This window comes from Streptomyces olivochromogenes (assembly GCF_021538895.1).
In the GTDB taxonomy this organism is placed as follows: domain Bacteria; phylum Actinomycetota; class Actinomycetes; order Streptomycetales; family Streptomycetaceae; genus Streptomyces; species Streptomyces olivochromogenes_A.
In genome coordinates this window covers 50,722-73,583 of sequence record NZ_JADDRL010000039.1, presented here as the reverse complement: position 1 = coordinate 73,583, position 22,862 = coordinate 50,722, and the positions used below count along the sequence as shown (strand labels likewise).

The window sequence follows — 22,862 nt, the reverse complement described above, 5'->3', positions numbered from 1 at the left end:
CCGGGGCCGCCTCCTTGCGTGTTGCGCTGCGGTCGGTCGTTGTCGGCTTGGCTAGGCGTTGAGGGACTCCGCGGCCTCACGGATCACATCGAGGACGAAGTCAGGATGCGAGAGCATGGGAACGTGGCTGCTGTCCACGGGACGGATATGGGCGCCCATGCGCTCGGCGGCGGACCGCTCCAGGTCGGGGGGCACGGTACGGTCGTTGTTGGAGACGATGAACCAGCTTGGCTTTGTCCTCCAAGCGGTGCCGGGAACCTGCTGGTTGAACAGGTCCGCCACTGGCACAGCGCCCGTCGCCAGGACGAGCTTCTGTTCCGCTTCCGGGAGGTCGCCGCAGAAGTGCGGGACGCCCGAGGGCTTGAGCCACACGCGGCCGTCAGCGACGTCCACGTGCTCGAAGATGGGCGTGCGGGGGAATTTGTCCAGCTGTTCTTGCGACGTCTCGTCCTCGTCTGGGGCGAGCGCGGCGATGTACACCAGAGCGCCGACGCGGTCGTGGGTGCCTGCTTTGGTGATCAGGGTCCCACCGTAGGAGTGACCGACTAGCACGATCGGGCCGGGGACGTGGTTGAGCGTGAAGTTGACGCACGCGACGTCGCTTTCGAGCGAGTCGAGGCCGTGCTGTGAGGCGAATACCTCGTGCCCTTCAGCCTGGAGCGTGGGGATGAGCTTGTTGAAGCACGATCCATCCGCCCAGAGTCCGTGGGCGAAGACAATGCTGGGCTTGCCCGCCATGGCTTCCCTCCTATGAAGAGATCAAATATGCAGCGCTGCACCATATTGACCGTTCGTTGCCTGTTTTTGCGTGATAGTCAGGCGTGTCGCCCCATCCCAATCGTTGGGCCTACGACGTTGAACGTGTTGTCGTGGTGGTCTTGTGTTGATCATCAGGCCCGTTTCGGCGAGGCGGCCGTGTCCGGCGGATCAGCGAGCCTGCCGTGCTTGGTCAGTTGGCTGCACTGACTCGTTGACTGGCTCGACTCAGCGAAGGCTCATCGGGGGCAGGCGGTCGCCTGCCCGACCACGGCTGCCAGCCCTCGTGGGCCCCCGCCACGACTGCGTAGGCCCGCGGAGCAGGTGCGCCTGCGCACCTTCGTGAACCATCTGGCCGGGTGCCGCGTCATCCTGGTGTGCGGCTCGTGCCGAGTGGGGCCTGAGTGAGGGAGGGCAGGGGACGGATGACGACACGTGAAGTGATCGGTTTCGTGCCGGCCGTGTTGGCGAGCCTGCTGTGCCTGTGGGGCGGTGTGCGGGAGGCGCGGCTGCAGGTGCGGCTGCGTCGGTACGGCGTGCACACCGAGGGGGTAGTGGTGGACCAGAAGTTGGGCGCGGCGGACGACTATCTGACGCCCGTCATCGAGTTCACCGACCGGCAGGGACGGCCCGTCAGGTTCACGCCCGTGGCGACGGGGTCGAGGATGGGGATGGATCTTGGAACCCATGCGCCGGTCGTCTATCTGCCCGAACAGCCCGAGAATGCAAGGGTGTCCACGAGGAAGCATCGCCGAGCTCACGTCGGCATGTTTGCCGGAAGCGTGATCTTCCTCGGCGGCGCGGTTTGGATGTGGCTCACTCGCTGAACTTGGTCCCCCTCCTCGTTCTCACTTCCGCCCCGGCCTGCGTTCTTCGGAAGGTGCGGCTCCAATCGAACCCACTCCGCGTCCGCCCCGCTCCGCGTCCGTGATCATGGTTTGAGCCAGAGGCGGATCGAGGCCACGGTGACCGTGCCGTGAAAGATATGGGTGCGCTTGTCGAACCTGGTAGCCACGGCGCGGGAGTTCTTGAGTGCCAAGATGGTCCGCTCCACTGCATTCCTGCGCTTGTAGATCGGCTTTCCGCATCACCCGCAAGACGCTGTTGGAACTGCCTGATCAGCAGCCGCCCGCGCCGCCGCTGCCGGACTATCCGGCCTACCAGCAGATTTTGGCGGTCTTCGCCAGGGCCGACGCCCCACTGCGGGCACGACAGGTGTGCGAGGCAATGGACATGGAGATCGCACCCAACAACATCAACAACACCCGACTGAAACTCAAGCGGCTGACCGAGCGCGGCATCCTGGCTGAGACCGAGCCGGGCTTGTTCACCCAGCCGCGGCCGTAGCCGCCCGGCGAATTCGCGGCCAGCCCGCTCACCCCCCAAAGCACGAAACGAACATCAACACACCTCCCACCCTCCGAGTCCACCGCATGACGACAGTCCCGTTTTGATGATCCGGTGCGAGGCCGCTGAAGGCCCGAAGTTCAGCCGAGGTAGTCGTCGCCGAGGACCTCACGCCGCGCCGCCGCCTCGCGCCGGTTCAAAGCACGCGTCGTCACGACCAACCCCACCGTCGGTCGCATGATGCGTCGGCGTGAAGACTGCGTGAAGTCACTGTCACTCATCCGTGACCCGAATCCATGCGAACTGGTAACGGCAGCCTTCACTGCCCCAGCCCGGCGACCGACCACGGGCCCGCGACACCGCACGTTCAGCCAACGACAGAACAGACATCGACTCACGTATCGCCCTCTCAAAGAGCGCGCAGGCCCCGGTCGGCGAAGGCGATCAGCCACTCGAAGCTCTCGTCGATGTCGGCGCTCCACTGGAAGCCGTTGGCCGCCTGCAACGTGGCGAAGCCGTGCCAGAGGCTGCGCAGCATGCGCAGAGCGTGGTCCAGGTCGGACTCTCCGATCTCGTAGCCGCGCAGGACCGCCATGAACGCGCCGAGCAACCGCTCACCAGCGGTGGCCAGCGGATCATCAGGGCCGGACGGTTCCATGCCGATCGTCGCGGCGTACCGGCCGGGGTGCTCCACGACGAAGGCGCGGAAGGCGCGTGCCGCGGCCGCCAGGGCGTCGCGGCCCGCGTACCCCTGGATCGCGCCGCCGACGGCGTCGGCGGCTTCGTTCAACGCCAGGGCCGCGATGCGCCGGTTGAGGTCTTCCTGGCCGCCCACGTGCTTGTACAGGGACGGGGTACGTACGCCCACCTGCTCGGCCAACAGCCCCATCGTCAGGTTGGCGAAGCCCACCTCGTCGGCAAGGGCGGCGCCGGCCGCGACCACGGCCGCCGGGTTCAGGCCGACCCTAGGCACGTTCGGCGTCCGATCGGTGGAAGGCGAGCATGAGCGAAACCACCTGGTCGGGGAACTGGTCGTGTGGGTAGTGCCCAGCGCCCTCGATCATTTCGAGGCGCCCGAGGCCGGACGGGAGGGCCTCAACGATTGCCGTGCCCTCGGCCCGCGGGTCGGCCCAGTCGGGGTCGAGCGTGCCCATCACGACCAGGACCGGGCAGCGGACCTTGCCGAGCTGTGCGCCGGCGTCGGTCGGGGCGCTGCGGCCCATGCCCTGCAGGGCCTTCATCCGGCCCGGCTCGCGCAGCAGGGAGTCGATGCGGCCGAGCCGCTCGGCCCAGTCGGCCGGCTTCACGCCGGGGTAGGCCACATCGAGGTACGAACGCCAGAACGGCACGCTGCCGAACACGCCCGTGCCGAGCAGCCGCAGCATGCCCTGCCGGAAGCGTTTCACCCGCAGGTCGGCGAGGCGGACCGACTGTTTGCGGGTGAACGGCGCCAACTCGACAACCGCGGTGATCAGCGAGGGCTCCTGCGCCGCGGCGACGGTGGCGGCGCCGCCGGAGATCGAGTGGCCGACGAGCACGGCCGGGCCACCCAGGTGGCGGATCACGGCGAGCAGGTCGCCGGCGATGGCGGTGCGGCTCCAAGTCGGCCAGTCGACGCTGGACTCGCCGCAGCCGCGCAGATCGACGGCGGCGACCCGATAGCCCGCCGCCACCAGCGGCGGTATCACGGCACGGTATGCGGCGCGGCTGTCGCCCATGCCGTGCGCGAGAACGATCAGGGGGCCGGACCCCGCCGTCTCGTAAGCGATCGTGCCGCCTTCGACGGCGAGGAACTCGGTCATGGCATCTCCCAGAGCTCGCTAACATCAATAGCTAAAAGCTAATACCATTACCTAAAGCTGTCAACGCGTCGATGTTGCGGGAGTTCTGCGACGTCCGAGAGGGGACCGTCCGGCAGACTGTCGACCTCTTCGGTGCCCCCGGCCGACGGCCCACGGCCACCTCGACGCGGCCGTAAAGATCCTGCGGAAGCGGGCCCAGGGGGCGGGACCATCACGTATGGATACGTGGGCGCTGAGCCGGCAACGCAGGGTTTCGACTCCATCCCGCCTCACCGTGGGATCATGACCTGCTTGTTCAGGGATGTCTGCCGCTACGGCAACGAGTGGGGACGGACTCCGATGCAGTCGGCAATCGTGGTGAACAAGGCCGGCCGCCAGCCGTCCAGCCGGTTCTCCCGTCTTGCCCGAGAGCTCCCCCTTTCTCGATCGGTCGACCAGACGAATCATTCCGATGGGTGACGGAGCGCGTGGGTCGGCCACTTCGGCGCTCGGTAGCCAAGAGCATCTGTTCAGTCGAGGATCGCGGTGGCTTCGATCTCGACCAGGTGGTCGGGGACGTCCAGGGCCGCGACGCCGATCAGCGTGGTCGGTGGGACCGGGGTGACCCCCAGCTTTGCGGCCGCCCGGGAGACGCCCTCCAGGAGCAGGGGCATCTTGTCGGGGGTCCAGTCGACGACGTAGAAGGTCAGTTTCGCCACGTCGTCGAAGGAGCCGCCGGCCCCGGCCAGGGCGGTGGCGATGTTGAGGTAGCACTGCTCGACCTGAGCGGCGAGGTCGCCTTCGCCGATCGTGCCCCCCTCGTGGTCCCAGGCGACCTGCCCAGCGATGAAGACCAGCTTCGACCCGGACGCGATCGACACCTGCCGGTAGACATCGATCTCGGGCAATCCGCTGGGGTTCACCAGGGTGATAGCCATGCTGTCTGTCTCCTTGTCATGAGTGCCCGTGAGGTCGCGTCCACGCGATCAGGGCGCATTCGCTCTCCTGTGGTTACTCAGGAACCGTAGGAGAGTGAATGCTGACGTGGAAGAACGCACTTTTCAGTGACTGAGGAACCTGATGGTGACCAAGCAGTTCATGGGCTCACCCGAGGACGCGGACCTCAGGCGCGCTGATTCCCTGGCGCTCACCCAGAACCTGCGCGTGCTGGAGCGCGACGGCCTGGTCCAGCGAAAGGTGCACCCCGCCGTGCCGCCGTGGGTCGCGTTCAGCCTCACCGAACCGGGCCCAGCCCTGCGCGCGATGGTCGACGGAATGTGCGGCGGGACTCACGAGTACCTCGGTCACATCGAGGCCGCCCGCCGTCGCTTCGACGCTTGACGGCTGGAGCACGCGCGCACACAACCATCGGCCGGACCTGACCCGGGCGGTTCGTCGGGTCGGCCGACCGCTGTAAGGATGAGCGTCATTCCCGCTGATCAGAGCCGCATCCTCAGCCAGTCGTAGCCATCACGCAATCGCGGCCGGAACCGGTCCGCCTGCGAATTCTCTGCGGGTGGTCACAGCTGCTCTCCCCGTCGGCGAGTACGCCTGCCGCCCCTGGGTTCCGACAAGGGATTGGGCAGCAGAAGCGCGGCGGTTCCGTCCCGGGCGTTTGTCGGGTCGGCCGTGGGGACGGCGGCGGCGCGTTCCGCGGTGGCGGCGGCCCAGCGCCCGGATGTGACGGTGCCGAGGACGAGGATGGCCGCTCCGCATCCGGCGATGATCCACCAGGCGGCCGGGCGCGCCCCGGTGGAGACCGCGGCGCCGATCACCGCGATGCCGAGTGAGGAGCCGATCTGACGGCTGGTCGCGGCGATGGCGGCGGCGACCCCGGCCTGAGCGCGCGGCATTCCGGACACCGCGGTGTAGGTGATCGGCGCGTTGACGAAGCCGAACCCGAGGCCGAACAGTGTGTACGTGAGGTACAGCAGGATGTCCGGGGGGTGGGCGGAGCGGGTGGCGGCGACGGCCAGTACACCGCTGGCGGTGATGCCGGCCCCCGCGAGAAGCAGGGGAGTCCGTGGGCCACGGCTGCCCACGATCCGCCCGGACAGTGGCGGGCACACCAGGGACAGTACGGCCATCGGCAGCAGGTGCAGCCCGGCGCCCAGGGCGCTGAGCCCCAACTCCTTTTGCAGGTAGAGGGTGTTGGCGAACAGGAAGCCGCCGAGCGCGGCGAAGGCAAGGACCGCTGTCGCGGTGGCTCCGCTGAAGGGTGCGCTGCGGAAGAGCCGCGGCTCGATCAGCGGTTCGGCGCGCCGGTTCTCGTACCGGACGAAGGCGGCGAGTGCGCACGCGGCGGTGATCAGGCAGGCCGCGATCGGCGGCGCGGTCCAGCCCTCGCCGGGTGCCTCGATGATGGCGTACGTCAGTGTGCCGAGCAGGACGATCAGCAGGAGTTGCCCCACCGGGTCCGCCCGTCGGGTCCGTGGCGCGCGGGACTCCGGCACGAACACTACGGTAAGGGCGAGCGCGGCCAGTCCGATCGGCACGTTCAGCCAGAACACCGATCGCCACCCGACCGATTCCACCAGTACGCCGCCGAGCACCGGTCCGGCCGCCATGCTGAGGCCGACGATCCCGCCCCAGATGCCGATGGCCCGTGCGCGCTCGCGAGGCTCGGTGAACGTGTTGGTGAGGATGGCCATGGCGACGGGGGTGAGCATGCTGCCGCCCGCCGCCTGCACCATGCGGAAGGCCACCAGCCAGTCGGTCGTGGGTGCCAGGCTGCACAGGGCCGACCCGGCGGTGAACAGCACGAGACCGAGCTGGAAGATCCGTCGGCGCCCCCCGCGGTCCGCGGTGGCACCGGCCAGGGTCAGCAGCGAGGCCAGTACGAGGGTGTAGGCGTCGAGTGTCCACTGCAGACCGGAGACCGAGGAGTCCAGGTCCTGCTGCATCGAGGGCAGCGCGACGTTGAGGACGGTGACGTCGAGACTGACCAGCAGCACGCTCAGGCAACAGACGGCCAGGACGGGCACGCGCCGCCCACGTCGGGGGACGGGCATGTGGGTTCGCCTGCTCAGCCGTTGGGCCGGTTGGTGGCGTGGGAGGCGGCGAAGTCCCATACGACGGGCAGGAGTTGATCGGGGGTCTCGATCTGGGGCATGTGACCGGTACGGAGCAGGAGTTCGAACCGGGCACCGGGAACGGCGGCGGTCCACGCGAGTCCGTACGCGGTGTCGACGACCTGGTCACTCTCGCCCCACGCCACGAGGACCGGGTGCGTGACCTTGGCGAGGCGCTCGCGCAGGGTGGGGTCGGCCATCGTGTTCGAGCCCGAATAGACCTGCAGCGTGGCCCGGTTGGCGGCCGCGACCGCGCGCTGCGCCTCGGAGAACGTGCTCGGGTCCACAGCGAACTTCGCGGGGTCGTGGAAGGCCAGGGCGGACAGTTCGGCAGGTGTCAGCGTGGAGGGGTCGGCGACCGGGTGGCCGGGGACGTGGATGCCCACGGCGTTGACGAGGACGACGCTGCTGACCCGGTCGCTGCGGAGCAGCGCGATTTCAGCGGCGGTCCAGCCACCTATGGAGTTGCCGACGACGGTGACGTCGGTCAGGCCGAGTTCGTCCAGCAGCCGTACGTAGATCTCGGCGAGGGCGGGGACGCCGGTCAGCCAGTCGGGCCGGGCGGTGCCGCCGAAACCGGGATGGACGGGGGTGACGACCCGGGCCGGTCGCTGCTCGGCGAGGAGCCCGGCGAACCCGGCGACGGTCTGTGGGCCGCCACCGCCGTGCAGGAGCAGGAAGGGATGACCCTCACCCTGCTCGTCGACGGTGAGGTCGACGTCGCCGGAGTCGTGCGTGAGGGTGACGGTGCGTGTGGTGCTGGTCATGAAAAACTCCAAATCGGTTACTGGCGTGTGTGGTTGGCGGCCTGAGCCGCTACGCGTAGTCGGCGGCGGGAACGGTGGCGTAACGACTCATCACCTGAACGGTCGCCTCTGGAGTCAGCTCCTGGCCGCCGGCGATCATGTCCCGCAGATCGCGGAAGTACTGCACGTACAGGTCGGGCGTGAAGGTGTTGAGCATCACCGCAGGTTCGTCGCCGTGGTTGGCGAAGGTGTGCGGTGCGCCGGGCGGGATCATCGCGAGGGTGCCGGCCGGCGCGACGTGCGTCGTCTCGCCGACGGTGAAGTGCACGGTGCCGGACACGACGTAGAAGCCCTCGTCGTGCTGGGCGTGCCGGTGCTGGGGCGGACCCTCGGTGTGGGGCGCGAGAGTGATCTCGCCGATGCCCAGGCGGTGCCCGGTCGTGGTGCCGTCCTCCAGGATGCGCATGCGTGTGGGACCCAGCTGGATGGCCTCGCCATCGTCAGGACCGACCACGGAAACCTTTGTCACGACTGACCCCTTCGTGAGAGCGAACTCTCAGGAGAGTAGGCGATTCGACCCTCGTCATGCAAGTGCTCTCTCATGAAGAGAGTCGGGCGCTACGATGAGGGCGGCGATGGCGGTACCTACAGCAGAAGGGCTTCACGATGACGGCGGCACAGGCCGGAAGCGGTCGCACGAACCAGAAGCAGCGCACCCGCATGGCGATCGTGGCGGCCGCACGGGAACTGATCGGCACCGGCGCAGAGGTGACGATGCCTCTGATCGCCCGCGCGGCCCTGGTTTCCGAGGCCACCGCCTACCGGTACTTCCCCGATCTCCCCTCGCTGATCAGCGAGGCACTCTCCGGCGTCTGGCCACCTCCGGCGCAGGCGCTGGCGCCGGTCGCCGAGTCCACCGATCCTGTCGAGCGCATCGCCTTCGCCTGCGAGTTCCTGCTCCGCGGCATCCTCGTCCGTCAGGGTGCGGTCCGGGCGGTGATCGCCGCCACCATCACCCGGCCCGAGAACGCGGCCGCGCGTCCGGGCATCCGCTTCGGCCTGATCGACTATGCGCTCCAGCCGCTCGAAAGCACTTTGGGGGGAACGGATCCGGAGGCGTTCGCCCAGCTCAAGCGAGACCTCGCCGTGGTCGTGAGCGCCGAGGCGCTTTTTACGCTCACTGATCTGTGCGGCCTCACCCCGGACGAGGCCGTCGGCAGCGCCATACGCACCGCGACCACCCTCACCCGGGCGGCGGCATGCATCACCACGTGACTTTGAACCGGTAGTTGAGGTGACCGTCAGTCCTTGGGCCGGAGGGCGTTCGTAGGGCGATCCTGGCGTCCAGGCCACCGCCAAGATCGACGGCACCGCCTTGACGGCCCTCCGTGACGAGGCCACCGCCAGTGACGGCGCCTGGGTGAGCGGGTCCGGATGGACGGCGAGGATGCCCGGCCTCACTGCTTCCGATACGCGTGCCAGGCTCCCACGCGCTGTCCAGCCGCTTGAAGGGCAGGCGCCATTCCGACCGACGAGATGGGCGGGCCCGGATCCGCCGCATCGACCCCGTGCTCCGGAGGGGATCAGGCGGGTCTGTGTGCTTGCCGCTGCCGGTCCCGGCCTCCGGATGGGCCCCGAAGGGCCAGCCCTCGTGAGCGGACTTGTTTTGCGGGGCGCGATGCCCGGGGCGTAGCCGAGTCGAGGTGTGCAAGGACGGTGGTGAGGTCTGCGTGATTCCAGGCACACGATCACACTGAATGCCCGGCGCGGCGATGTTGACTCTTGCGGCTATTTGCATACCTCTGCGGCGTATGAACGAGTTGTGAACATGCGTTCGTCGCGTGTTCGGAAAGGTTCGTGCCTCAGATGTCACGCACTCGCGTATCCCACGGACTCACGACGCTCGTGGTGGCCCTCGCCACCGCGGCCTCTCCCGTCGTCGCCGTCCTCACCCGCCGCACCGGCCGCTGCCGCCGTCCGCGCGTTCGACGACCCGCCGCCCTCCAGCGGCGCGGTCGACGGTCAGAAGGACCAGGTGACCAAGGACACCGCGCAGGCCAAGGAGGACATGGCCGCGGCGAAGGACCAGGCGACCAAGTGCCCGCCCACCTCGAAGCAGTGCATGAGCGACCTCGCCGGGAACGGCCAGGAGCAGAAGGACGGCATGGCCAAGACCCAACAGCAGCTCGACAACATCCACCCCGCCCCCGAGGACAATGCCTCGACAGTCATCAGCGGCACGTGCGACGCGTTCGCCGCCGAGCTGCCCGCCGCGCTCACCGCCATGGTCGACGCCTCCGAACTGACCCGCGTCTGCGAGGTGATGAACCCGTGACCACGACGACGCCCCCGAGCCGGCGCGTTCTCGGCCTCGCCGCCACCGCCGTCGTCCTCGCGCTGGCCGCCCCCGGCACCGCCGCGGCCGGTGACCCCGACCGTGCCGTGCCCGTCGCCGAGGCATTCAAAGGTGACAAGCCGCTGACCTCCGTCACGTAGGTGAGCGCGTACTGCGCCGCGCACGCCGGGGACTGCCGGTTCAAGGTCGACCGTGCCGCCTCCAGCGAATACCACACCGCCGTGAAGTCCCTCGGCAACGCGGTCGTCAACTGCACCAAGGAGGACATCAAGGTCACCCGGCAGCTCTCCCTCCAGGTCTCCAGCTCCGACGACCTCGGCGGCGAGATCACCGGGCAGATCACCATCGAGGGGCAGCTCGGCGTCACGGGCTCGGTCACCGCCGGGGTGAGCGGCGAGGCCGGCGGCAACTTCAAGACGCCGGACCAGTCGAAGGGCCCCAGCGCCGAGGTCAACGCGAAGGGCTCCGCCAACGGAAGCGGCACGGTGGGCGGTTCGGCGTCGCTCAGGGCCGCGTTCGAGGGCGCGTTCAAGCTGTCGTACTCGAAGACCTGGACCACCCAGCAGACCGAGTCCACCAGCTACGAGGTCGTCGTCAAGCCCGGTGACGCCCTGGTGTTCGGGGCCAGCGCCGCCATGCAGCGGGTGGCCGGGAGCATCTCCACCGGGAGCGGGCTCGGGGTGCGCAACGTCTTCGTCGACGGGCCCTCCAGCGCCTTCGTCGCCGACACCTTCACCGTCCCCGGCAGCACCTGTCTGAAGCTGCGGCCCGGCGGCCAGACCGGCGTCGAGGACACCACCACGACGACCGCCCCGAAGCCCCCGACCCGCCGGGCCGGGGCCGCCGTCCGGCCGGTGGCCGTGGAACTGCCTGCAGGGTCCCGGCTCGTCAAGCGGGTCGAAGCCACGGGGGAGCGCTCATGGCCGCCCGCCCGCCGCAGTCCCGTTCCCTGGGGAGAACAACCGTGAAAAGACGAACCATTGCCCTCGGTGTCCCGTCGCCGCAGCACTCTGTCTCGGGTTCGCTCTCGCCGCCCTGCCCGCCGGTCCGGCGTTCGCCGCACGCGCCGCGCAGGAGCCGGTCGAGGTGATCAACGGCGATCTGAGTCTGCCCGCGTTCACCTTCTCCAGCCGGGCTGGCGTCACCGGCTGGTCCGTCGGCTCGACATCGGCAAACAATGGCGCCGGCACCCTCGAGGGTGTGTGGCGCTACGCGGGTGACGTCACCCATCACCCGGACAAGAAGGACGCGGCGATGCTGCGTCAGAACGGTGACGCCTATGCCCTCAAGCAGCGGCTGCGCGGCGTGCGCCCCGGAGCGAAGGTCACCGTCACCTTCGACGACAGCCCGGGCGCCGCGCGTCAGTGCGCACCGCGCACGGTCGAGCAGGGCCAGACCTACACCGTCCAGGCATCCGGCGGCCCGGTCCAGGAGGAGCTGACCGAGCCGAACCCGGACAAGGAACACAACGTCCTCGGCTCCGGAGTCTGGCGCACCGGACGGACGTACACCTTCACCGCCGACGAGTACGAGCCGCTTCTCACGTTCACTTCCACGGTCCCGGCCAAGCCGGACGGGGGCGCCGCCGGCACCGGTACCAGCGGCGGCCAGTGCGGTCCGATGATCGCCGATGTGAAGGCCGTCCAGGTCGCGCCCCCGCTGGACAAGACGATCCGCAGCAACCAACTGCCCCCTCCGTAGCCTTTAAGGGCAACGACAAGCAGACGGTCGCCGGGGGCATCACCGAGTGCAACGGCACTGCCGCCAAGTGTGTCTTCACCCCCGAGCCCGGCTACTCCTTCGCCTACTACGAGCCCGCCCGGCAGTCCGGCGAGGGGTACATCAACTGCACGCGCGCGACCATCAACCGGGAGCGTCCGCTGAAGTTCTCCGCCCGCACCATCAGCGACCTGCCGGCCGCTGCCGGGCTGCCGCCCGCCGGCGCGACGAGCATGAACGGGCAGTTCACCACCGGCACCGGCACCGGTACCAGCCCCGCCTGGAGCCCGGCCGCCGAACGCACCGTCAAGGAAGTCATCAGCCCCGGCGAGGTCTCCTGGATCGAGACCCAGAGCGGACGCCAGCGCACCGAGGGCTGGTTCAGGTCCAACCCCACGCCCGCCGACCCGAACTTGGACTGGCGGATCTACACCGTCCTTGACTACCCCTCCCCGCAGCTCGCCGACCGCGTCTACCAGCGCACCGGCCCGCTCACCGCCGCCGAGCAGGCCCGCTGCCGCTCCAACCGGCCCTCCGCTGAGACCCCCAACGACGCGGGCTCCCCGGCGGCCGGAGCCGACCGTGGCTGACGCGGCCCCTGAGGCGACCCCCGCGCCCTGGCGCGCCGAGCGGAACGGACACCATCACCCCATGCCGACGAACCGTCGACCGGGCCGGCGCCGCTGGACGCCGCCCGCCGTAGTGACCGCGCTGACCGCGATCTGCGGACTCCTGACCCTTGCCCAGCCCGCCACCGCCGCACCCCGCCCGACTGTCCAGCGGGCCGCGGCAACGGAATGGGAGACGCTCGCCTGGGGCGACGACACCTACGGACAGGCCACCATCCCTGGGGCAGCGACCGGTACGACTCCACGGTCGTCCCGCCGGCCGCGAAGGCAGACGTCGACGCGATCGCCGCGGGCCAGTTCTTCAACCTGGCGCTCAAGAACGGCGCGGTGATCGGCTGGGGCGACAACCGGTACGGCCAGACGGACGTGCCAGAGGCGGCCCACACCGGCGTCACTGCGATCGCCGCCGGCGCCTACCACGCGCTCGCCCTCACCGACGAGGGCAAGGTCATCGCCTGGGGCGACAACCGCAACAAGCAGACCGACATCCCGGCCGCCGTCACGAACGGCGTCGTCACCGCGATCGCCGCCGGCAAGGACTTCTCGGCCGCCGTCGTGGGCGGCCGGGTCTACGCCTGGGGCGCCAAGCTGGCCGCCATCTCCGTGCCGGCCAACGCGCAGTCGAAGGTCACCGAGGTCTCCGGTGGATACGACCATCTCGTGGCCCTGCGCGACAACGGCCAGACCGTCCAGTGGCAGGTCAACCCCTACAGCCTGCTCACCGTCCCCGCAGCAGTCGGCACCAAGGTCCAGGCCATCTCAGCGGGCGCCTACCACACCCTCGCCCTGCGCGGAGACCCGCCACCAACGGCCCACTGACCGCCCAGTACGTGACCGCACAGGCTCACCGGATGGGCGTCGAAAGGGCCCTCAGCAGGCTGGACACCGCGAGATGTTCAGCCGGCTGAGGGCCCGACGGCAGAGCCGGTCGAGGTCTCAAGGCCGACTGGCCGGCAGGGCCGGCAGCCACGAAGGATCCTGCGCCGGGACCGCATGAGCACGGTGCACTACCGGCGGGCGATGATGTTGTCGGCGACCAGTAGCGACAACCGGGCCCCGTGATCGCCCAACTGGTCCAGACAGGCGAGGGTCGTACGCCCTGCCCGCGAACCCGGTCACGGCGAGCTTCGCGAGGAGCTCGCCATCGCGCTGGATACGTATGCCACGACGATCGGTAAGGAAGCCGTCCACCGGCTCTGCAACCGCACTGATGTGGCCGGATCGTCTGCTTGCTCGGCCTGGCGTGGATGCTCGGCTGCTGCCGGTGTGACAGCCTGAGGCGACCCGAGCCCGAAGGACTCAATCGACGTGAATGGCACTCTTGAGCCCATGCAGTCCAAGGCCCCGCAGCTCTGGCAGGTCGAGTGCCGGCTCGTGGAAGAGCCGGCCCCGGGCCATGGCGTTTTCCGGTTGACGGTGACCAATGACGCGGACGTCCTGGTGCGGCGGTGGGCGGTGTCGTTCAACCTGCCGGCCGGTACGCATGCCCATGGAGAAGGCACCGAGTTCGATATCCATCCCGAGACGTCCAGGGCGCACGGGCTGCCGGATTTGTTCGAGGTGGACTGCCTCGGGGACACCTACCTGTGCTCGGCTGCATGGAGCCTGCGCCCCGGCGAACAGGCCGCGATCACGGTCACGGTCCACGGTGGAGATCCGCTCGACCCGTCAGGCGGGCCCCAGGGGTTCAGCGTGTTCGCCTGACAAACCCAGCTCTGCTCAGACGAGGCCGGGGCTGGCGGGCGGTCGGCACGCTCAGGTCGAGTGAGATGTCGGTGACCTGGATGCCGTGGGCGGCGCTCAAGTGGTCGGCCCGTCCGCCCTGACCAGAGTGTCGTCCCTGGCCAGGGCTCGGCCGTCAGTCGAATCGAGTCTTACGCCGGGGAGCAGCCTGCCCGCGTGAGCTGCTCAGTCTGGTCTCGAACCGGCGCCGGCTCGTGGGCGTGTCTTTGCGCCACCCGCACGGTTGCACCGGTGTCAGTCGACTGTGACGGGGGTTCGAGTGAATCCGCTGTTGGGCTTGTCGGCGAGCAGGTCGGGCAGTCCGCCGCTGAGTGCGTACGTCGATCCTCGGGGACCTGCGGCGATCGCGCTGGTGATGGGACCCTTGACGGTGTCGGTGACACTCACTGTGTCGTTCCTCCGCTGGTGGCAGGGGCGCCGGCTGGTGGCCAAGGCCGCCTACATCACTGCCTTGACCGGGGACAAGGGTCAGTTCCTCCCCAACGGCATCATGCCGGCCATCGGCCCGATGACCTCCCTGGCCACGGAGCATCTCGTCGGCAACGTGAAGGGCCCGGTGGACCTCAGTAGGACGTTCACCAACAACTTCGCCCTTCGAGCCAACAAGACCGAGGGCTTCAAGACCACCACCACCCCGGCAGGACCGACCGGCTGATCCCCGCCCGGCCCCGCACCGCCCATTGTGTTCCGGCGGCACGGCTGTACGCTTCGTCGGCCCGCCTCTCTTCGCTGTACGCGGCCCGTCTCACCCCGGTGTCCCTGCCCCCTGTGTCTCATCGTGGTCGACGGGAAGGAGCAGGGTGAACGTAGCCGGGTGTCGGTTGGTCAAGGAGAGCCTGCCGCCGAGCGAGACGGCCAGTTCACGGGCGAGGGCCAGGCCAATGCCCGTTCCCTGCCCGTCGCCGGTGCGCCCGCGGTCGAAGAGCCGGGACGGCTCGCCCGTCACGGCGCCCTCGTCGCTCACGTCGAAGGCGAGGGCGTCCTCCAGATCCCGCACCGCCACGTGGACCGTGCCGCGCCCGTGCACCCGGGCGTTGTCCAGCAGGATGCCCAGCACCTCCGACACGGACGCCCCCGGAACCCTGATGTCGGCCGGTGGCTCCTCGGTGGCGCACTCCAGACGTCTTCCGTCCTGGGCGAAGAGGCCGTGCCACCGTCCCTCAGTCTCCCGCAGCAGCTGTCGTACGGCGATCGTCCCAGCGGTGGGGCGAGCCATCTCTCCGGAGTGGGACAGGCGCAGCACTTCCTCCACCGTGTGGTGCAGGCGTTGGGTGGTGGCCAGCGCCTCGGCCAGCACGGGCCGCAACCGGGCGTCGTCGTCCTGGGCGAGGCCCGCCTCCAGGGCGAGTTGCAGGCCGGTGAGCGGGGTGCGTAGCTGGTGGGAGGCGTTGGCGGTGAAGTCACGTTCACGGCGTAGGAGCTCTGAAAGGCTGTGCAGCATCTCGTTGTGGGTGCGAGCGACCTGGTCGATCTCGGCGACGCTGCTCGGGGCGGCCCGTACGTTCAGGTCGCCTTCGGTCACCGCACGGCACTGGCGGGAGAGGTCCTCCAGCGGCGCGGCCAGCACCCGGGCCTGACGGCGGGCGACGAGGACGGCGACGGCCAGCGCGAGCGCGGCCACGCCGAGCAGCAGCAGCCATGCGATGGCGACCCGGTTCCGTACGGCAACGGCGGGAGACGAGGCCCGTACGACGCCGATCACCTTCTCGGCATGGGCGACGGGTACGGCCACCGCCAGGTCCGGGCCCGCCCGGCCCCGTTCCACCTCACCGCCAAGGCTTTGCCGGACCGGGGTATCGCCGGACCGGGGGCCGCTGCCCGCACGCAGTCGCAATCGAAGGTCGTACAGGCCCACGCGCTCGCCAGATGGGGGCGCGGGCAGCTCCACCGGGTCGCCTCTGACGAAGTCCGGGCTCACATGGACGGCCGCGGCCAGGGCCGACCGTTCCAGAGTGTCGCGCTGGTCGGCGTACAGGGACGACCTGATCGCCAGGGCCAGCGGGACGGCCAGGAGGACGACGGCGACCAGAGCGGCGGTCAGGGCGACTCGCACCACGCGCTGTCTCATGCCCTCATCATGCGGGCCGTTCACCTGGACGGATGCGCTGCGCCACACGGTTTTGCCGTCGTCTAACCCTCAGCAAGCGGGGCGTTAACCGGCCTCCTCCTAGCGTCCGTGCCATGACCGTCCGGTCCGAGGACTTCCCAGGAGGGCAGTGACCATGGCAGCACGCACAAGGACGTACGCGGTCGTCGGGCTCACCTTCGTGGCGGCGGTGACCGCCGGCTGTTCCGGTTCCGACTCACACGCCGGCTCCGGTAGCCCTGCGTCCGGTTCGGCCGCCGTCAGCGGACAGAACCAACCGGCACCCACCGAGTCCAACCCGCCCGGTGACATCCCCGACAACCAGGTGTACGTCGCCTACCGGCCGACCGGCGGTTCCTACACCGGCTTCACCCTGAAGGTACCCGAGGGCTGGGCCCGCACAAGCCAGGGCGACAGCACCGCGTTCACCGACAAGCTCAACACTGTGAAGATCACGGCGGCTTCCGCCTCCGGCGCACCCACGGTCAGCTCGGTCACCAACGCGGTCGTACCTCAACTCCGTTCCCAGGTAACGAAGTTCTCCTCACCCAAGGTGAGTGAGGTGACCCGGCACGCCGGCCGGGTGGTCCTGCTGACCTATCAAGGCGACTCGGCGAAGGACCCGGTCACCGGCAAGGTGGTGCGGGACGCTTTCGAGAGGTACGCGTTCTACCGCGCGGGGCACGAGGTGGACCTGACCCTGTCCGGACCGGTCAAGGCCGACAACGTCGATCCGTGGCGCATCGTCAGCGACTCCTTCACCTGGCGGTGAGCACCATGTCCGGAACACAGACCGGCGGCGCCGGCGACGTCCTCACGGCCCGCGAGCTGTACCGCTTCTACCGGGCCGGCGAGGAGGAGACACTCGCGCTGCGCGGGGTGTCGCTGAGGGTGCGTCGTGGCGAGACGGTCGCGGTCGTGGGCCCGTCCGGGGCCGGCAAGTCGACCCTGCTGGCATGCCTGGCCGGACTCGACGAGCCCTCCGGCGGCGAGGTCCACATCGACGGCGTACGGATCAGCCATCGGCCCGAGACCGAGCGGGCCCGCCTGCGGGCCCGGCACATCGGCGTCCTGCTGCAGACCCGCAACCTGCTGCCGCACCTCAGCGTGCGGGACAACGTCCGCCTGCCGCAGCGGGCACAGGGCCGCAGGGCCCCCGTCCCGGCCGGGGACCTGCTGGCCCGGGTAGGGCTCGCCGACCGAGCGCACGCCCTGCCACGCCAGCTGTCCGGCGGAGAGCTGGCGCGGGCCGGACTCGCCGTCGCGCTGGCCAACTCGCCCGCCATCCTGCTCGCCGACGAACCGACCGGTGAACTCGACGGCGAGACAGAGCAGTTGGTTCTGGCAATGCTGCGGGAGCGGGCCGCGGAGGGGTGCGCGGTGCTGATCGTCACGCACAGCCGAGAAGCAGTCCGCATCGCGGACCGGGTGGTCACCCTGACAGACGGGAAGGCCACCGATGCCCGGCGGCAGGACCACGAGGAGGCACACGATGCCGTCGGATGAGGTACTCGTCAGCTGCGCGGACGCGGCCCTGACCTTCGGCCGGGGGCCTCAGGCGGTCGTGGCCGTGCACGGGGCCGACCTGGAGATCCGGGCCGGGGACCGGCTCGCGGTCGTCGGCCCCTCGGGGTCGGGCAAGAGCTCGCTGCTGCACCTGCTCGCCGGGTTGGAACAGCCCACCAGCGGCACCGTCACCCGGGCCGCCTCGCTCGGGCCGTCCGACATCGGTCTGGTCTTCCAGGGCGACAGCCTGATACCCGCCCTGAACGTGGCAGAGAACACCGCTCTGCCCCTGGTCCTCAACGATCGTCCGGAGGGCGAGGCGCGACTGTGCTCGCTCGCGGCACTCGCCCTGGTGGACGCGGCCGACCTGGCCGACCGGCTCCCCGAGGAGATCTCCGGCGGCCAGGCCCAGCGGGTGGCCGCCGCCCGGGTCCTGGCCCAGGCGCCGCGCCTGATCCTTGCCGACGAACCCACCGGGCGCCTCGACCACGCCACCGGCACCCGCGTCCTGGACGCCCTGCTGACGGCCGCCGGCCACACCGGCGCGGCCCTCGTCGTCACAACCCACGACCCCACCGTCGCCGCCCGGCTCACCGTCCGCCGGAGCATGCGCGACGGACGACTGCTCACACCCGAGGAGGTGTCGTGATCACCACATGGGCGAGCGGACTGGCCCGCCACCGTACCGGACGGCTGCTGGCCGCCCTGACCGGCATCGCGCTCGCGGTCGCCCTGGTCGCCGCGCTCGGCTCCTTCCTCACCGCGTCGAAAGCGACCATGACCCAGCGTGCCGTGCGCTCGGTCTCCGTGGACTGGCAGGTCCAGGTGCAGCCCGGTACCGACCCGCGTACGGTCCTGTCCCTGGTGGACAGGACCCCGGGCACCCGCACCGCTGTGCCCGTCGGCTTCGCGCACACCAGCGGCTTCACCGCACGCGTGCAGGGAAGCACCCAGGCCACCGGCCCCGGCATGGCCCTCGGCCTTCCCGACGGCTACCGCGCTCGCTTCCCCGACGCCGTCCGCACGCTCTCCGGCTCGTCCACCGGTGTCCTGCTGGCCCAGCAGACCGCCTCCAACCTGCACGCGGCCCCCGGCGACACCATCGGCATCCAGTTTCCCGGTGCCGGCCTACGCCAGGTGAAGGTGGACGGTGTGGTCGACCTGCCGCAGGCCGACTCCCTCTTCCAGACCGTCGGGGCCCCGAGCCAGTCCCAGCCGACCGCTCCTCCGGACAACGTCGTCCTCCTGCCTGCCACCCAGTTCGCCGCCCTCACCCGCGGCGCCGGCGGCGTCACCACCCAGATCCACGCCGCTCGCGACAACACTCGGCTCCCCTCCGACCCGGCCTCGGCGTACTCCGCCGTCACCGGCGCCGCCCACAACCTCGAAGCCCGCTCCGCCGGCACGGCCCTGGTCGGCAACAATGTCGGCGCAGCGCTCGACTCGGCCCGCCAGGACGCCCTGTACGCCCAGATCCTCTTCCTCTTCCTCGGTGTGCCGGGCGCGGTGCTGGCCGCCACGCTGACGGCGGCGGTCGCCTCGGCCGGCGGCGAACGGCGCCGTCAGGAACAGGGGCTGCTGCGGCTGCGTGGTCTGCGGCCCCGTCAGATCACCGCACTCGCCGGTCTGGAGGCCGCCCTGATCGGCCTCGTTGGAGGTCTGGTCGGGCTGGGCATCGCCGCCCTCACCGGCCGGCTCGCCTTCGGCACGGCTTCCTTCGGCGCGAGCGCGGGAACCTGGTCCGTCTGGTACGCCGTCGCCTTCGTGCTCGGGGTCGCGGTGGCCGCCGGTGCGGTCCTCGTCCCCGCCCTGCGGGACCTGCGCACGGGCACTGTCGCCGACACCCGCAAGCAGGATGACGTACGACGCACCCGATCTCCCTGGTGGATGCGCTACGGCCTGGACTTCGCCCTCCTGATCGGCTCGTGGCTCGTCTTCCGCGCCTCCTCCGGCAACCAGTACGCACTCGTACTCGCGCCCGAGGGCGTCCCCAGCATCTCCGTGTCGTACTGGGCCTTCCTCGGCCCCGCCCTGCTGTGGATCGGGGCTGCCCTGCTGCTGTGGCGCCTGACCCTGCTTGCCCTCACCTACGGCCGCCCCGGCGTGGCCCGGCTGGTCCGGCCGCTGACCGCGACCCTGGCCGGCACCACCGCCGCCGTCCTGGCCCGGCGCCGCCGCCCGTTCGCCCGGTCGGTGGTCCTGCTCGCCCTCGCCGTCTCCTTCGCGATCTCCACCGCCGTCTTCAACGCCACCTACCACCAGCAGGCCGAGGTCGACGCCCGGCTGACCAACGGCGCCGACATCACCGTCACCGAACCGCCGGGCGCCCAAGTCCCGCCCACAGCCGGAGCAGCGCTGAAGATCTCCGGCGTACGGCACGTCGAACCCCTCCAGCACCGCTTCGCCTACGTCGGCTCCGACCTGCAGGACCTCTACGGCGTCCGACCGGACAGCGTCGCCAAGGCCACCTCGCTCCAGGACGCCTACTTCGCGGGCGGCACCGCCGACCAGCTGATGCGCCGCCTCGCCCAGCGCCCGGACAACCTTCTCGTCAGCGTCGAGACCGTCAACGACTTCCAGCTCTCCCCGGGCGACGCCGTCAACCTGCGCATCCAGGACGCGCGCACCAAGTCCCTGCGCACGGTCCCCTTCCACTACGCCGGCATCGCGAAGGAGTTCCCCACCGCCCCCAAGGACAGCTTCTTCGTCGCCAACGCCTCCTACATCGCCAAGGCCACCGGCGACGACTCGGTCGGCGCCTTCCTCCTGGACACCGGTGGCACGAACCAGCAGCAGATCGCCGCGCACCTGCGGGGGCAGCTCGGTACCCGGGCCACCGTCACCGACCTCACCCAGACCCGCGGCACCGTCGGCACCAGCCTGACCTCCGTCGACCTGGCCGGCCTCACCCGCATCGAGCTCGCCTTCGCCGTCCTGCTCGCCGCCGGGGCCGGCGGCCTGGTCCTCGCCCTCGGACTCGCGGAACGGCGCCGCACCTTCGCCATCGCCACCGTCCTCGGCGCGCGACCCCGCCACCTGCGCGGCATGGTCCTCTCCGAGGCCCTGCTGCTGGCCGTCGGCGGCCTGGCCGGAGGCGCCCTCATCGGCTGGGCCCTGTCGGAGATGCTGGTCAAGGTCCTGACCGGCGTCTTCGATCCGCCACCTGCGGCTCTGTCGATCCCCGGTGCCTACCTGGCACTCACCGGGGCAGCCGCCGTCGCCGCCGTCCTGGCCGCGGCCCTCAACGGCATCCGCGGCAGCCACCGCCCCGCCGTGGAGGAGCTCCGCGACCTGTGAACACGGCGTGCCGTGGAGGAGCTCCGCGACCTGTGAACACGGCGTGCACCCACGACGGGCCCCTCGCCCCGGCGGCTCCTAGGCTGTCGACCATGCGCACGCCCGCAGCACCGGACCGCAGCCGACTGCGCGTCCTCGTCGTCGAGGACGACGACACCATCGGCCGCCACCTGGAAACCGGCCTGCGCGGCCACGACTTCGCCCCGACGTGGTGCCGCACCGGAGCGGGCGCGCTGGCGGAGGCCGAGCAGGCGCCTTATGAGGTACTGCTGCTGGACCTGGGGCTGCCGGACATGGACGGCCTGGACGTCGCCCGGCAGCTGCGCGCCCGCCTCCCCGACCTGCTGATCGTCGTACTGACGGCACGGACCGACGACATCGACATCATCGCCGGGCTGGACGCCGGGGCCGACGACTACCTGGTCAAGCCGTTCAGCCTGACCGTGCTGCTCGCCCGGCTGCGGGCTCACCTCAGACGGCACGTGGTAGCCATGCCGGCCCGGGAGCCGGTGCAGGTGGGCGATCTGGTCGTCGACATCACGGCCCGTCGCTGCGCACTGCTCGGCAAGGACGTCCCGCTGCGGGCCAAGGAGTTCGACCTGCTCGCGGTGCTGTCCGAGCGGGTCGGCGAGGCGGTCTCGCGCGAGACGCTGATGGCCGAGGTGTGGGACGAGAACTGGTTCGGCTCCACCAAGACCCTCGACGTGACGTTGGCAGGCCTGCGCCGCAGACTCACCGAGGCGGCACAGTCGCAGGGGCGACCGGCCCGGCTGCCCCGGATCACCACGTTGCGGGGGCACGGATACCGGCTGGAACGGAAACCGGATCCGCCGGACTGAGCAGGTGCGCGCGGCGCCCGCGGCTCGGCGAGCAAGCACCTCGCCGGTTCACAATGCCGAGCGGCGGGCCAGCAGCGCCAGGGCCAGCAGCCCTGGGGCCATCGGCAGCCATCCGGTCAGCAGGCGGTAGCCGAGCACCGCTGAGACCGCCGCCGGTCCCGGCGCGCCGACCGCCGTGAGCGCGAGGACCAGCGCAGCATCCAGCGACCCCAGTCCGCCCGGCGTGGGCAGCAGTGCCGCCGCGCCGCTGGCGACCAGGTGGGCCATGGCCACGCGGCTCGCGGGCAGGCCGAGGCCGATCGCGTGGACCACGGCAACGATCACCCCGGCATGCAGCAGAGCGAACGCGACCGAACCGCCCCACAGAGCACAGGTCCGTGCCCGGTGCCGGTGCACCTCCCGCACGTCGGCCAAGGCCCGGGCCACCGTTGTCTGAGGCGGCCGCTGATCGCGGCCGCCAGGACGGCGGCTCCGGTCGCCACCGGCAGCAGGACCAGCACATGGGGGACCCGCGCAGAGAGATGGACCGTGCCGGGCGAGGCGACCAGCAGGGCCACCCCCAGCGCACACCGGGCCATCCCGCCGACCGCCGCCTTCATCGCCAGCGAGGTCGCCTCGCGCCGAGTGGACAGCCCGCATCGTGTCAGGAACCGCAGGTTGACCACCGTCGCTCCGACACCTGCCGCAAGGAGGTGATGGGCAGCGCCGGCCGCGAACTGTGCCGCCACCAGCCGCCCCCTGGGCAGCCGTTCGGCCACCGCCCCCTGCTGGGCCAGGGCCGTGCACACCCATGTGGCCGCAGCGGCGACGCAGGCGCGTACCAGCCACTCCCCGTCGGCGGCGGCCAGCCGGTCGGTGCAACGGGACAGAGTGGTGCGGTGCGTGGCGAGCATCCCGCCGGCAGCGGCGAGCGCAATCAGGGTGATTCCCAGTCGGACGTACAGGCGCCTGCCCACGGTGGTCGGCAGGCTCTCGGTCGCGGTCAC

At 70.3% G+C, this 22,862-nt stretch carries 29 protein-coding genes and 1 pseudogene; 17 read left to right on the top strand and 13 right to left on the bottom strand.

Annotation, left to right across the window (positions count from 1 at the left end; translation table 11 throughout):
* Window positions 1-51 precede the first annotated feature (51 nt).
* Window positions 52-738, bottom strand: coding sequence for an alpha/beta fold hydrolase (locus IPZ69_RS21120; RefSeq protein WP_235455755.1), 687 nt, complete (start codon window positions 736-738; stop codon window positions 52-54).
* Window positions 739-1,181: 443 nt separating this feature from the next.
* Here IPZ69_RS21120 and IPZ69_RS21115 point away from each other — a divergent pair, with 443 nt between their 5' ends.
* Entirely contained in the window at window positions 1,182-1,583 is a 402-nt protein-coding gene (locus IPZ69_RS21115; RefSeq protein WP_235455754.1) for a DUF3592 domain-containing protein, read from the top strand.
* A gap of 104 nt (window positions 1,584-1,687) precedes the next feature.
* On the opposite strand, the pseudogene IPZ69_RS21110 reads toward IPZ69_RS21115, so the two are convergent.
* Window positions 1,688-1,828: pseudogene (locus IPZ69_RS21110) on the bottom strand (IS5/IS1182 family transposase); the annotation flags it as partial.
* On the opposite strand from IPZ69_RS21110, the gene IPZ69_RS21105 reads away from it, so the two are divergent.
* The gene (locus tag IPZ69_RS21105) at window positions 1,789-2,103 is read left to right on the top strand and encodes a hypothetical protein (protein WP_235455753.1); all 315 of its coding nucleotides are present in this window, start codon (window positions 1,789-1,791) and stop codon (window positions 2,101-2,103) included. The pseudogene IPZ69_RS21110 and the gene IPZ69_RS21105 sit on opposite strands and share 40 nt — an antisense overlap.
* A 140-nt stretch (window positions 2,104-2,243) precedes the next feature.
* On the opposite strand, the gene IPZ69_RS21100 is transcribed toward IPZ69_RS21105, so the two are convergent.
* The 4 genes from IPZ69_RS21100 to IPZ69_RS21085 form a co-directional block, all read right to left on the bottom strand.
* The gene (locus IPZ69_RS21100) at window positions 2,244-2,384 is read right to left on the bottom strand and encodes a hypothetical protein (protein ID WP_235455752.1); all 141 of its coding nucleotides are present in this window, start codon (window positions 2,382-2,384) and stop codon (window positions 2,244-2,246) included.
* Between the two features lie 128 nt (window positions 2,385-2,512).
* Window positions 2,513-3,046: a TetR/AcrR family transcriptional regulator gene (locus IPZ69_RS21095; protein WP_235455767.1), complete on the bottom strand. Its 534-nt coding sequence runs from the start codon at window positions 3,044-3,046 to the stop codon at window positions 2,513-2,515.
* Window positions 3,047-3,068: 22 nt separating this feature from the next.
* On the bottom strand, window positions 3,069-3,905 hold the full coding sequence (locus IPZ69_RS21090; RefSeq protein WP_235455751.1) for an alpha/beta fold hydrolase: 837 nt from the start codon (window positions 3,903-3,905) through the stop codon (window positions 3,069-3,071).
* Between the two features lie 509 nt (window positions 3,906-4,414).
* A complete protein-coding gene (locus IPZ69_RS21085) occupies window positions 4,415-4,822 on the bottom strand; it encodes a RidA family protein (RefSeq protein ID WP_235455750.1) in 408 nt (135 codons plus the stop codon).
* A 142-nt stretch (window positions 4,823-4,964) separates the two neighbouring features.
* On the opposite strand from IPZ69_RS21085, the gene IPZ69_RS21080 reads away from it, so the two are divergent.
* Entirely contained in the window at window positions 4,965-5,225 is a 261-nt protein-coding gene (locus IPZ69_RS21080) for a winged helix-turn-helix transcriptional regulator (protein WP_235455749.1), read from the top strand.
* A 179-nt stretch (window positions 5,226-5,404) separates the two neighbouring features.
* Here IPZ69_RS21080 and IPZ69_RS21075 read toward each other — a convergent pair whose 3' ends face one another.
* From IPZ69_RS21075 to IPZ69_RS21065, 3 genes are read right to left on the bottom strand one after another with little or no spacing between them, the layout of a single operon-like run.
* The gene (locus tag IPZ69_RS21075; protein ID WP_235455748.1) at window positions 5,405-6,895 is read right to left on the bottom strand and encodes an MFS transporter; all 1,491 of its coding nucleotides are present in this window, start codon (window positions 6,893-6,895) and stop codon (window positions 5,405-5,407) included.
* Window positions 6,896-6,909: 14 nt separating this feature from the next.
* Entirely contained in the window at window positions 6,910-7,722 is an 813-nt protein-coding gene (locus tag IPZ69_RS21070; RefSeq protein ID WP_235455747.1) for an alpha/beta fold hydrolase, read from the bottom strand.
* Window positions 7,723-7,771: 49 nt separating this feature from the next.
* Window positions 7,772-8,230 carry a cupin domain-containing protein gene (locus tag IPZ69_RS21065; RefSeq protein WP_235455746.1) on the bottom strand — a complete coding sequence of 153 codons (459 nt, stop codon included), beginning with the start codon at window positions 8,228-8,230 and terminating at the stop codon, window positions 7,772-7,774.
* Between the two features lie 191 nt (window positions 8,231-8,421).
* On the opposite strand from IPZ69_RS21065, the gene IPZ69_RS21060 reads away from it, so the two are divergent.
* The 8 genes from IPZ69_RS21060 to IPZ69_RS21025 all read left to right on the top strand — a co-directional run bounded on the left by IPZ69_RS21060 (window position 8,422) and on the right by IPZ69_RS21025 (window position 14,109).
* Window positions 8,422-8,976, top strand: coding sequence for a TetR/AcrR family transcriptional regulator (locus IPZ69_RS21060; protein WP_235455745.1), 555 nt, complete (start codon window positions 8,422-8,424; stop codon window positions 8,974-8,976).
* A 760-nt stretch (window positions 8,977-9,736) separates the two neighbouring features.
* On the top strand, window positions 9,737-10,036 hold the full coding sequence (locus tag IPZ69_RS21055) for a hypothetical protein (RefSeq protein ID WP_235455744.1): 300 nt from the start codon (window positions 9,737-9,739) through the stop codon (window positions 10,034-10,036).
* Complete coding sequence (locus tag IPZ69_RS21050; protein WP_235455743.1) at window positions 10,033-10,197, top strand: hypothetical protein; 165 nt, start codon at window positions 10,033-10,035, stop codon at window positions 10,195-10,197. Before IPZ69_RS21055 ends, IPZ69_RS21050 begins: the two co-directional genes overlap by 4 nt.
* Window positions 10,198-11,025, top strand: a complete 828-nt coding sequence (locus IPZ69_RS21045; protein ID WP_235455742.1) for a hypothetical protein — start codon at window positions 10,198-10,200, stop codon at window positions 11,023-11,025.
* Window positions 11,026-11,143: 118 nt separating this feature from the next.
* Entirely contained in the window at window positions 11,144-11,758 is a 615-nt protein-coding gene (locus IPZ69_RS21040) for a hypothetical protein (RefSeq protein WP_235455741.1), read from the top strand.
* Window positions 11,668-12,366, top strand: a complete 699-nt coding sequence (locus tag IPZ69_RS21035) for a hypothetical protein (RefSeq protein WP_235455740.1) — start codon at window positions 11,668-11,670, stop codon at window positions 12,364-12,366. The genes IPZ69_RS21040 and IPZ69_RS21035 overlap by 91 nt, the downstream gene beginning before the upstream one ends.
* A gap of 207 nt (window positions 12,367-12,573) precedes the next feature.
* Entirely contained in the window at window positions 12,574-13,224 is a 651-nt protein-coding gene (locus IPZ69_RS21030; protein WP_235455739.1) for an RCC1 domain-containing protein, read from the top strand.
* Between the two features lie 510 nt (window positions 13,225-13,734).
* A complete protein-coding gene (locus IPZ69_RS21025) occupies window positions 13,735-14,109 on the top strand; it encodes a hypothetical protein (protein WP_235455737.1) in 375 nt (124 codons plus the stop codon).
* A 273-nt stretch (window positions 14,110-14,382) separates the two neighbouring features.
* Here the strand turns inward: IPZ69_RS21025 and IPZ69_RS21020 are convergent, their stop codons facing one another.
* On the bottom strand, window positions 14,383-14,535 hold the full coding sequence (locus IPZ69_RS21020; protein ID WP_235455736.1) for a hypothetical protein: 153 nt from the start codon (window positions 14,533-14,535) through the stop codon (window positions 14,383-14,385).
* Between IPZ69_RS21020 and IPZ69_RS21015 the strand changes: the two genes are divergently transcribed.
* A complete protein-coding gene (locus IPZ69_RS21015; RefSeq protein ID WP_235455734.1) occupies window positions 14,525-14,803 on the top strand; it encodes a hypothetical protein in 279 nt (92 codons plus the stop codon). The genes IPZ69_RS21020 and IPZ69_RS21015 overlap by 11 nt on opposite strands.
* A 90-nt stretch (window positions 14,804-14,893) precedes the next feature.
* Here IPZ69_RS21015 and IPZ69_RS21010 read toward each other — a convergent pair whose 3' ends face one another.
* Window positions 14,894-16,216: a HAMP domain-containing sensor histidine kinase gene (locus IPZ69_RS21010; protein ID WP_235455733.1), complete on the bottom strand. Its 1,323-nt coding sequence runs from the start codon at window positions 16,214-16,216 to the stop codon at window positions 14,894-14,896.
* A gap of 154 nt (window positions 16,217-16,370) precedes the next feature.
* Between IPZ69_RS21010 and IPZ69_RS21005 the strand changes: the two genes are divergently transcribed.
* The 5 genes from IPZ69_RS21005 (at window position 16,371) to IPZ69_RS20985 (ending at window position 21,876) form a co-directional block, all read left to right on the top strand.
* Window positions 16,371-17,006 carry a hypothetical protein gene (locus IPZ69_RS21005; RefSeq protein ID WP_235455732.1) on the top strand — a complete coding sequence of 212 codons (636 nt, stop codon included), beginning with the start codon at window positions 16,371-16,373 and terminating at the stop codon, window positions 17,004-17,006.
* A gap of 5 nt (window positions 17,007-17,011) precedes the next feature.
* Window positions 17,012-17,740, top strand: coding sequence for an ABC transporter ATP-binding protein (locus IPZ69_RS21000; protein ID WP_235455731.1), 729 nt, complete (start codon window positions 17,012-17,014; stop codon window positions 17,738-17,740).
* A complete protein-coding gene (locus IPZ69_RS20995) occupies window positions 17,727-18,389 on the top strand; it encodes an ABC transporter ATP-binding protein (protein WP_235455730.1) in 663 nt (220 codons plus the stop codon). The genes IPZ69_RS21000 and IPZ69_RS20995 overlap by 14 nt, the downstream gene beginning before the upstream one ends.
* Window positions 18,386-21,037 (top strand): ABC transporter permease, encoded by a 2,652-nt coding sequence (locus IPZ69_RS20990; protein WP_235455729.1) that lies wholly within the window; start codon window positions 18,386-18,388, stop codon window positions 21,035-21,037. The genes IPZ69_RS20995 and IPZ69_RS20990 overlap by 4 nt, the downstream gene beginning before the upstream one ends.
* Before the next feature lie 92 nt (window positions 21,038-21,129).
* The gene (locus IPZ69_RS20985) at window positions 21,130-21,876 is read left to right on the top strand and encodes a response regulator transcription factor (protein WP_235455728.1); all 747 of its coding nucleotides are present in this window, start codon (window positions 21,130-21,132) and stop codon (window positions 21,874-21,876) included.
* A 48-nt stretch (window positions 21,877-21,924) separates the two neighbouring features.
* On the opposite strand, the gene IPZ69_RS47465 is transcribed toward IPZ69_RS20985, so the two are convergent.
* The gene (locus tag IPZ69_RS47465) at window positions 21,925-22,272 is read right to left on the bottom strand and encodes a lysylphosphatidylglycerol synthase domain-containing protein (protein ID WP_308407524.1); all 348 of its coding nucleotides are present in this window, start codon (window positions 22,270-22,272) and stop codon (window positions 21,925-21,927) included.
* On the bottom strand, window positions 22,197-22,862 hold the full coding sequence (locus IPZ69_RS47460; RefSeq protein WP_308407523.1) for a hypothetical protein: 666 nt from the start codon (window positions 22,860-22,862) through the stop codon (window positions 22,197-22,199). Before IPZ69_RS47460 ends, IPZ69_RS47465 begins: the two co-directional genes overlap by 76 nt.

Excerpts from the sequence above, each read along its gene's own strand:
- IPZ69_RS21120 (WP_235455755.1), bottom strand. The coding sequence starts at position 738 with ATGGCGGGCAAGCCCAGCATTGTCTTCGCCCACGGACTCTGGGCGGAT.
- IPZ69_RS21115 (WP_235455754.1), top strand. The coding sequence starts at position 1,182 with ATGACGACACGTGAAGTGATCGGTTTCGTGCCGGCCGTGTTGGCGAGC.
- IPZ69_RS21100 (WP_235455752.1), bottom strand. The coding sequence starts at position 2,384 with ATGAGTGACAGTGACTTCACGCAGTCTTCACGCCGACGCATCATGCGA.
- IPZ69_RS21090 (WP_235455751.1), bottom strand. The coding sequence starts at position 3,905 with ATGACCGAGTTCCTCGCCGTCGAAGGCGGCACGATCGCTTACGAGACG.
- IPZ69_RS21085 (WP_235455750.1), bottom strand. The coding sequence starts at position 4,822 with ATGGCTATCACCCTGGTGAACCCCAGCGGATTGCCCGAGATCGATGTC.
- IPZ69_RS21080 (WP_235455749.1), top strand. The coding sequence starts at position 4,965 with ATGGTGACCAAGCAGTTCATGGGCTCACCCGAGGACGCGGACCTCAGG.
- IPZ69_RS21075 (WP_235455748.1), bottom strand. The coding sequence starts at position 6,895 with ATGCCCGTCCCCCGACGTGGGCGGCGCGTGCCCGTCCTGGCCGTCTGT.
- IPZ69_RS21070 (WP_235455747.1), bottom strand. The coding sequence starts at position 7,722 with ATGACCAGCACCACACGCACCGTCACCCTCACGCACGACTCCGGCGAC.
- IPZ69_RS21060 (WP_235455745.1), top strand. The coding sequence starts at position 8,422 with ATGGCGATCGTGGCGGCCGCACGGGAACTGATCGGCACCGGCGCAGAG.
- IPZ69_RS21030 (WP_235455739.1), top strand. The coding sequence starts at position 12,574 with ATGGGAGACGCTCGCCTGGGGCGACGACACCTACGGACAGGCCACCAT.
- IPZ69_RS21025 (WP_235455737.1), top strand. The coding sequence starts at position 13,735 with ATGCAGTCCAAGGCCCCGCAGCTCTGGCAGGTCGAGTGCCGGCTCGTG.
- IPZ69_RS21010 (WP_235455733.1), bottom strand. The coding sequence starts at position 16,216 with ATGAGACAGCGCGTGGTGCGAGTCGCCCTGACCGCCGCTCTGGTCGCC.
- IPZ69_RS21005 (WP_235455732.1), top strand. The coding sequence starts at position 16,371 with ATGGCAGCACGCACAAGGACGTACGCGGTCGTCGGGCTCACCTTCGTG.
- IPZ69_RS21000 (WP_235455731.1), top strand. The coding sequence starts at position 17,012 with ATGTCCGGAACACAGACCGGCGGCGCCGGCGACGTCCTCACGGCCCGC.
- IPZ69_RS20995 (WP_235455730.1), top strand. The coding sequence starts at position 17,727 with ATGCCGTCGGATGAGGTACTCGTCAGCTGCGCGGACGCGGCCCTGACC.
- IPZ69_RS20985 (WP_235455728.1), top strand. The coding sequence starts at position 21,130 with ATGCGCACGCCCGCAGCACCGGACCGCAGCCGACTGCGCGTCCTCGTC.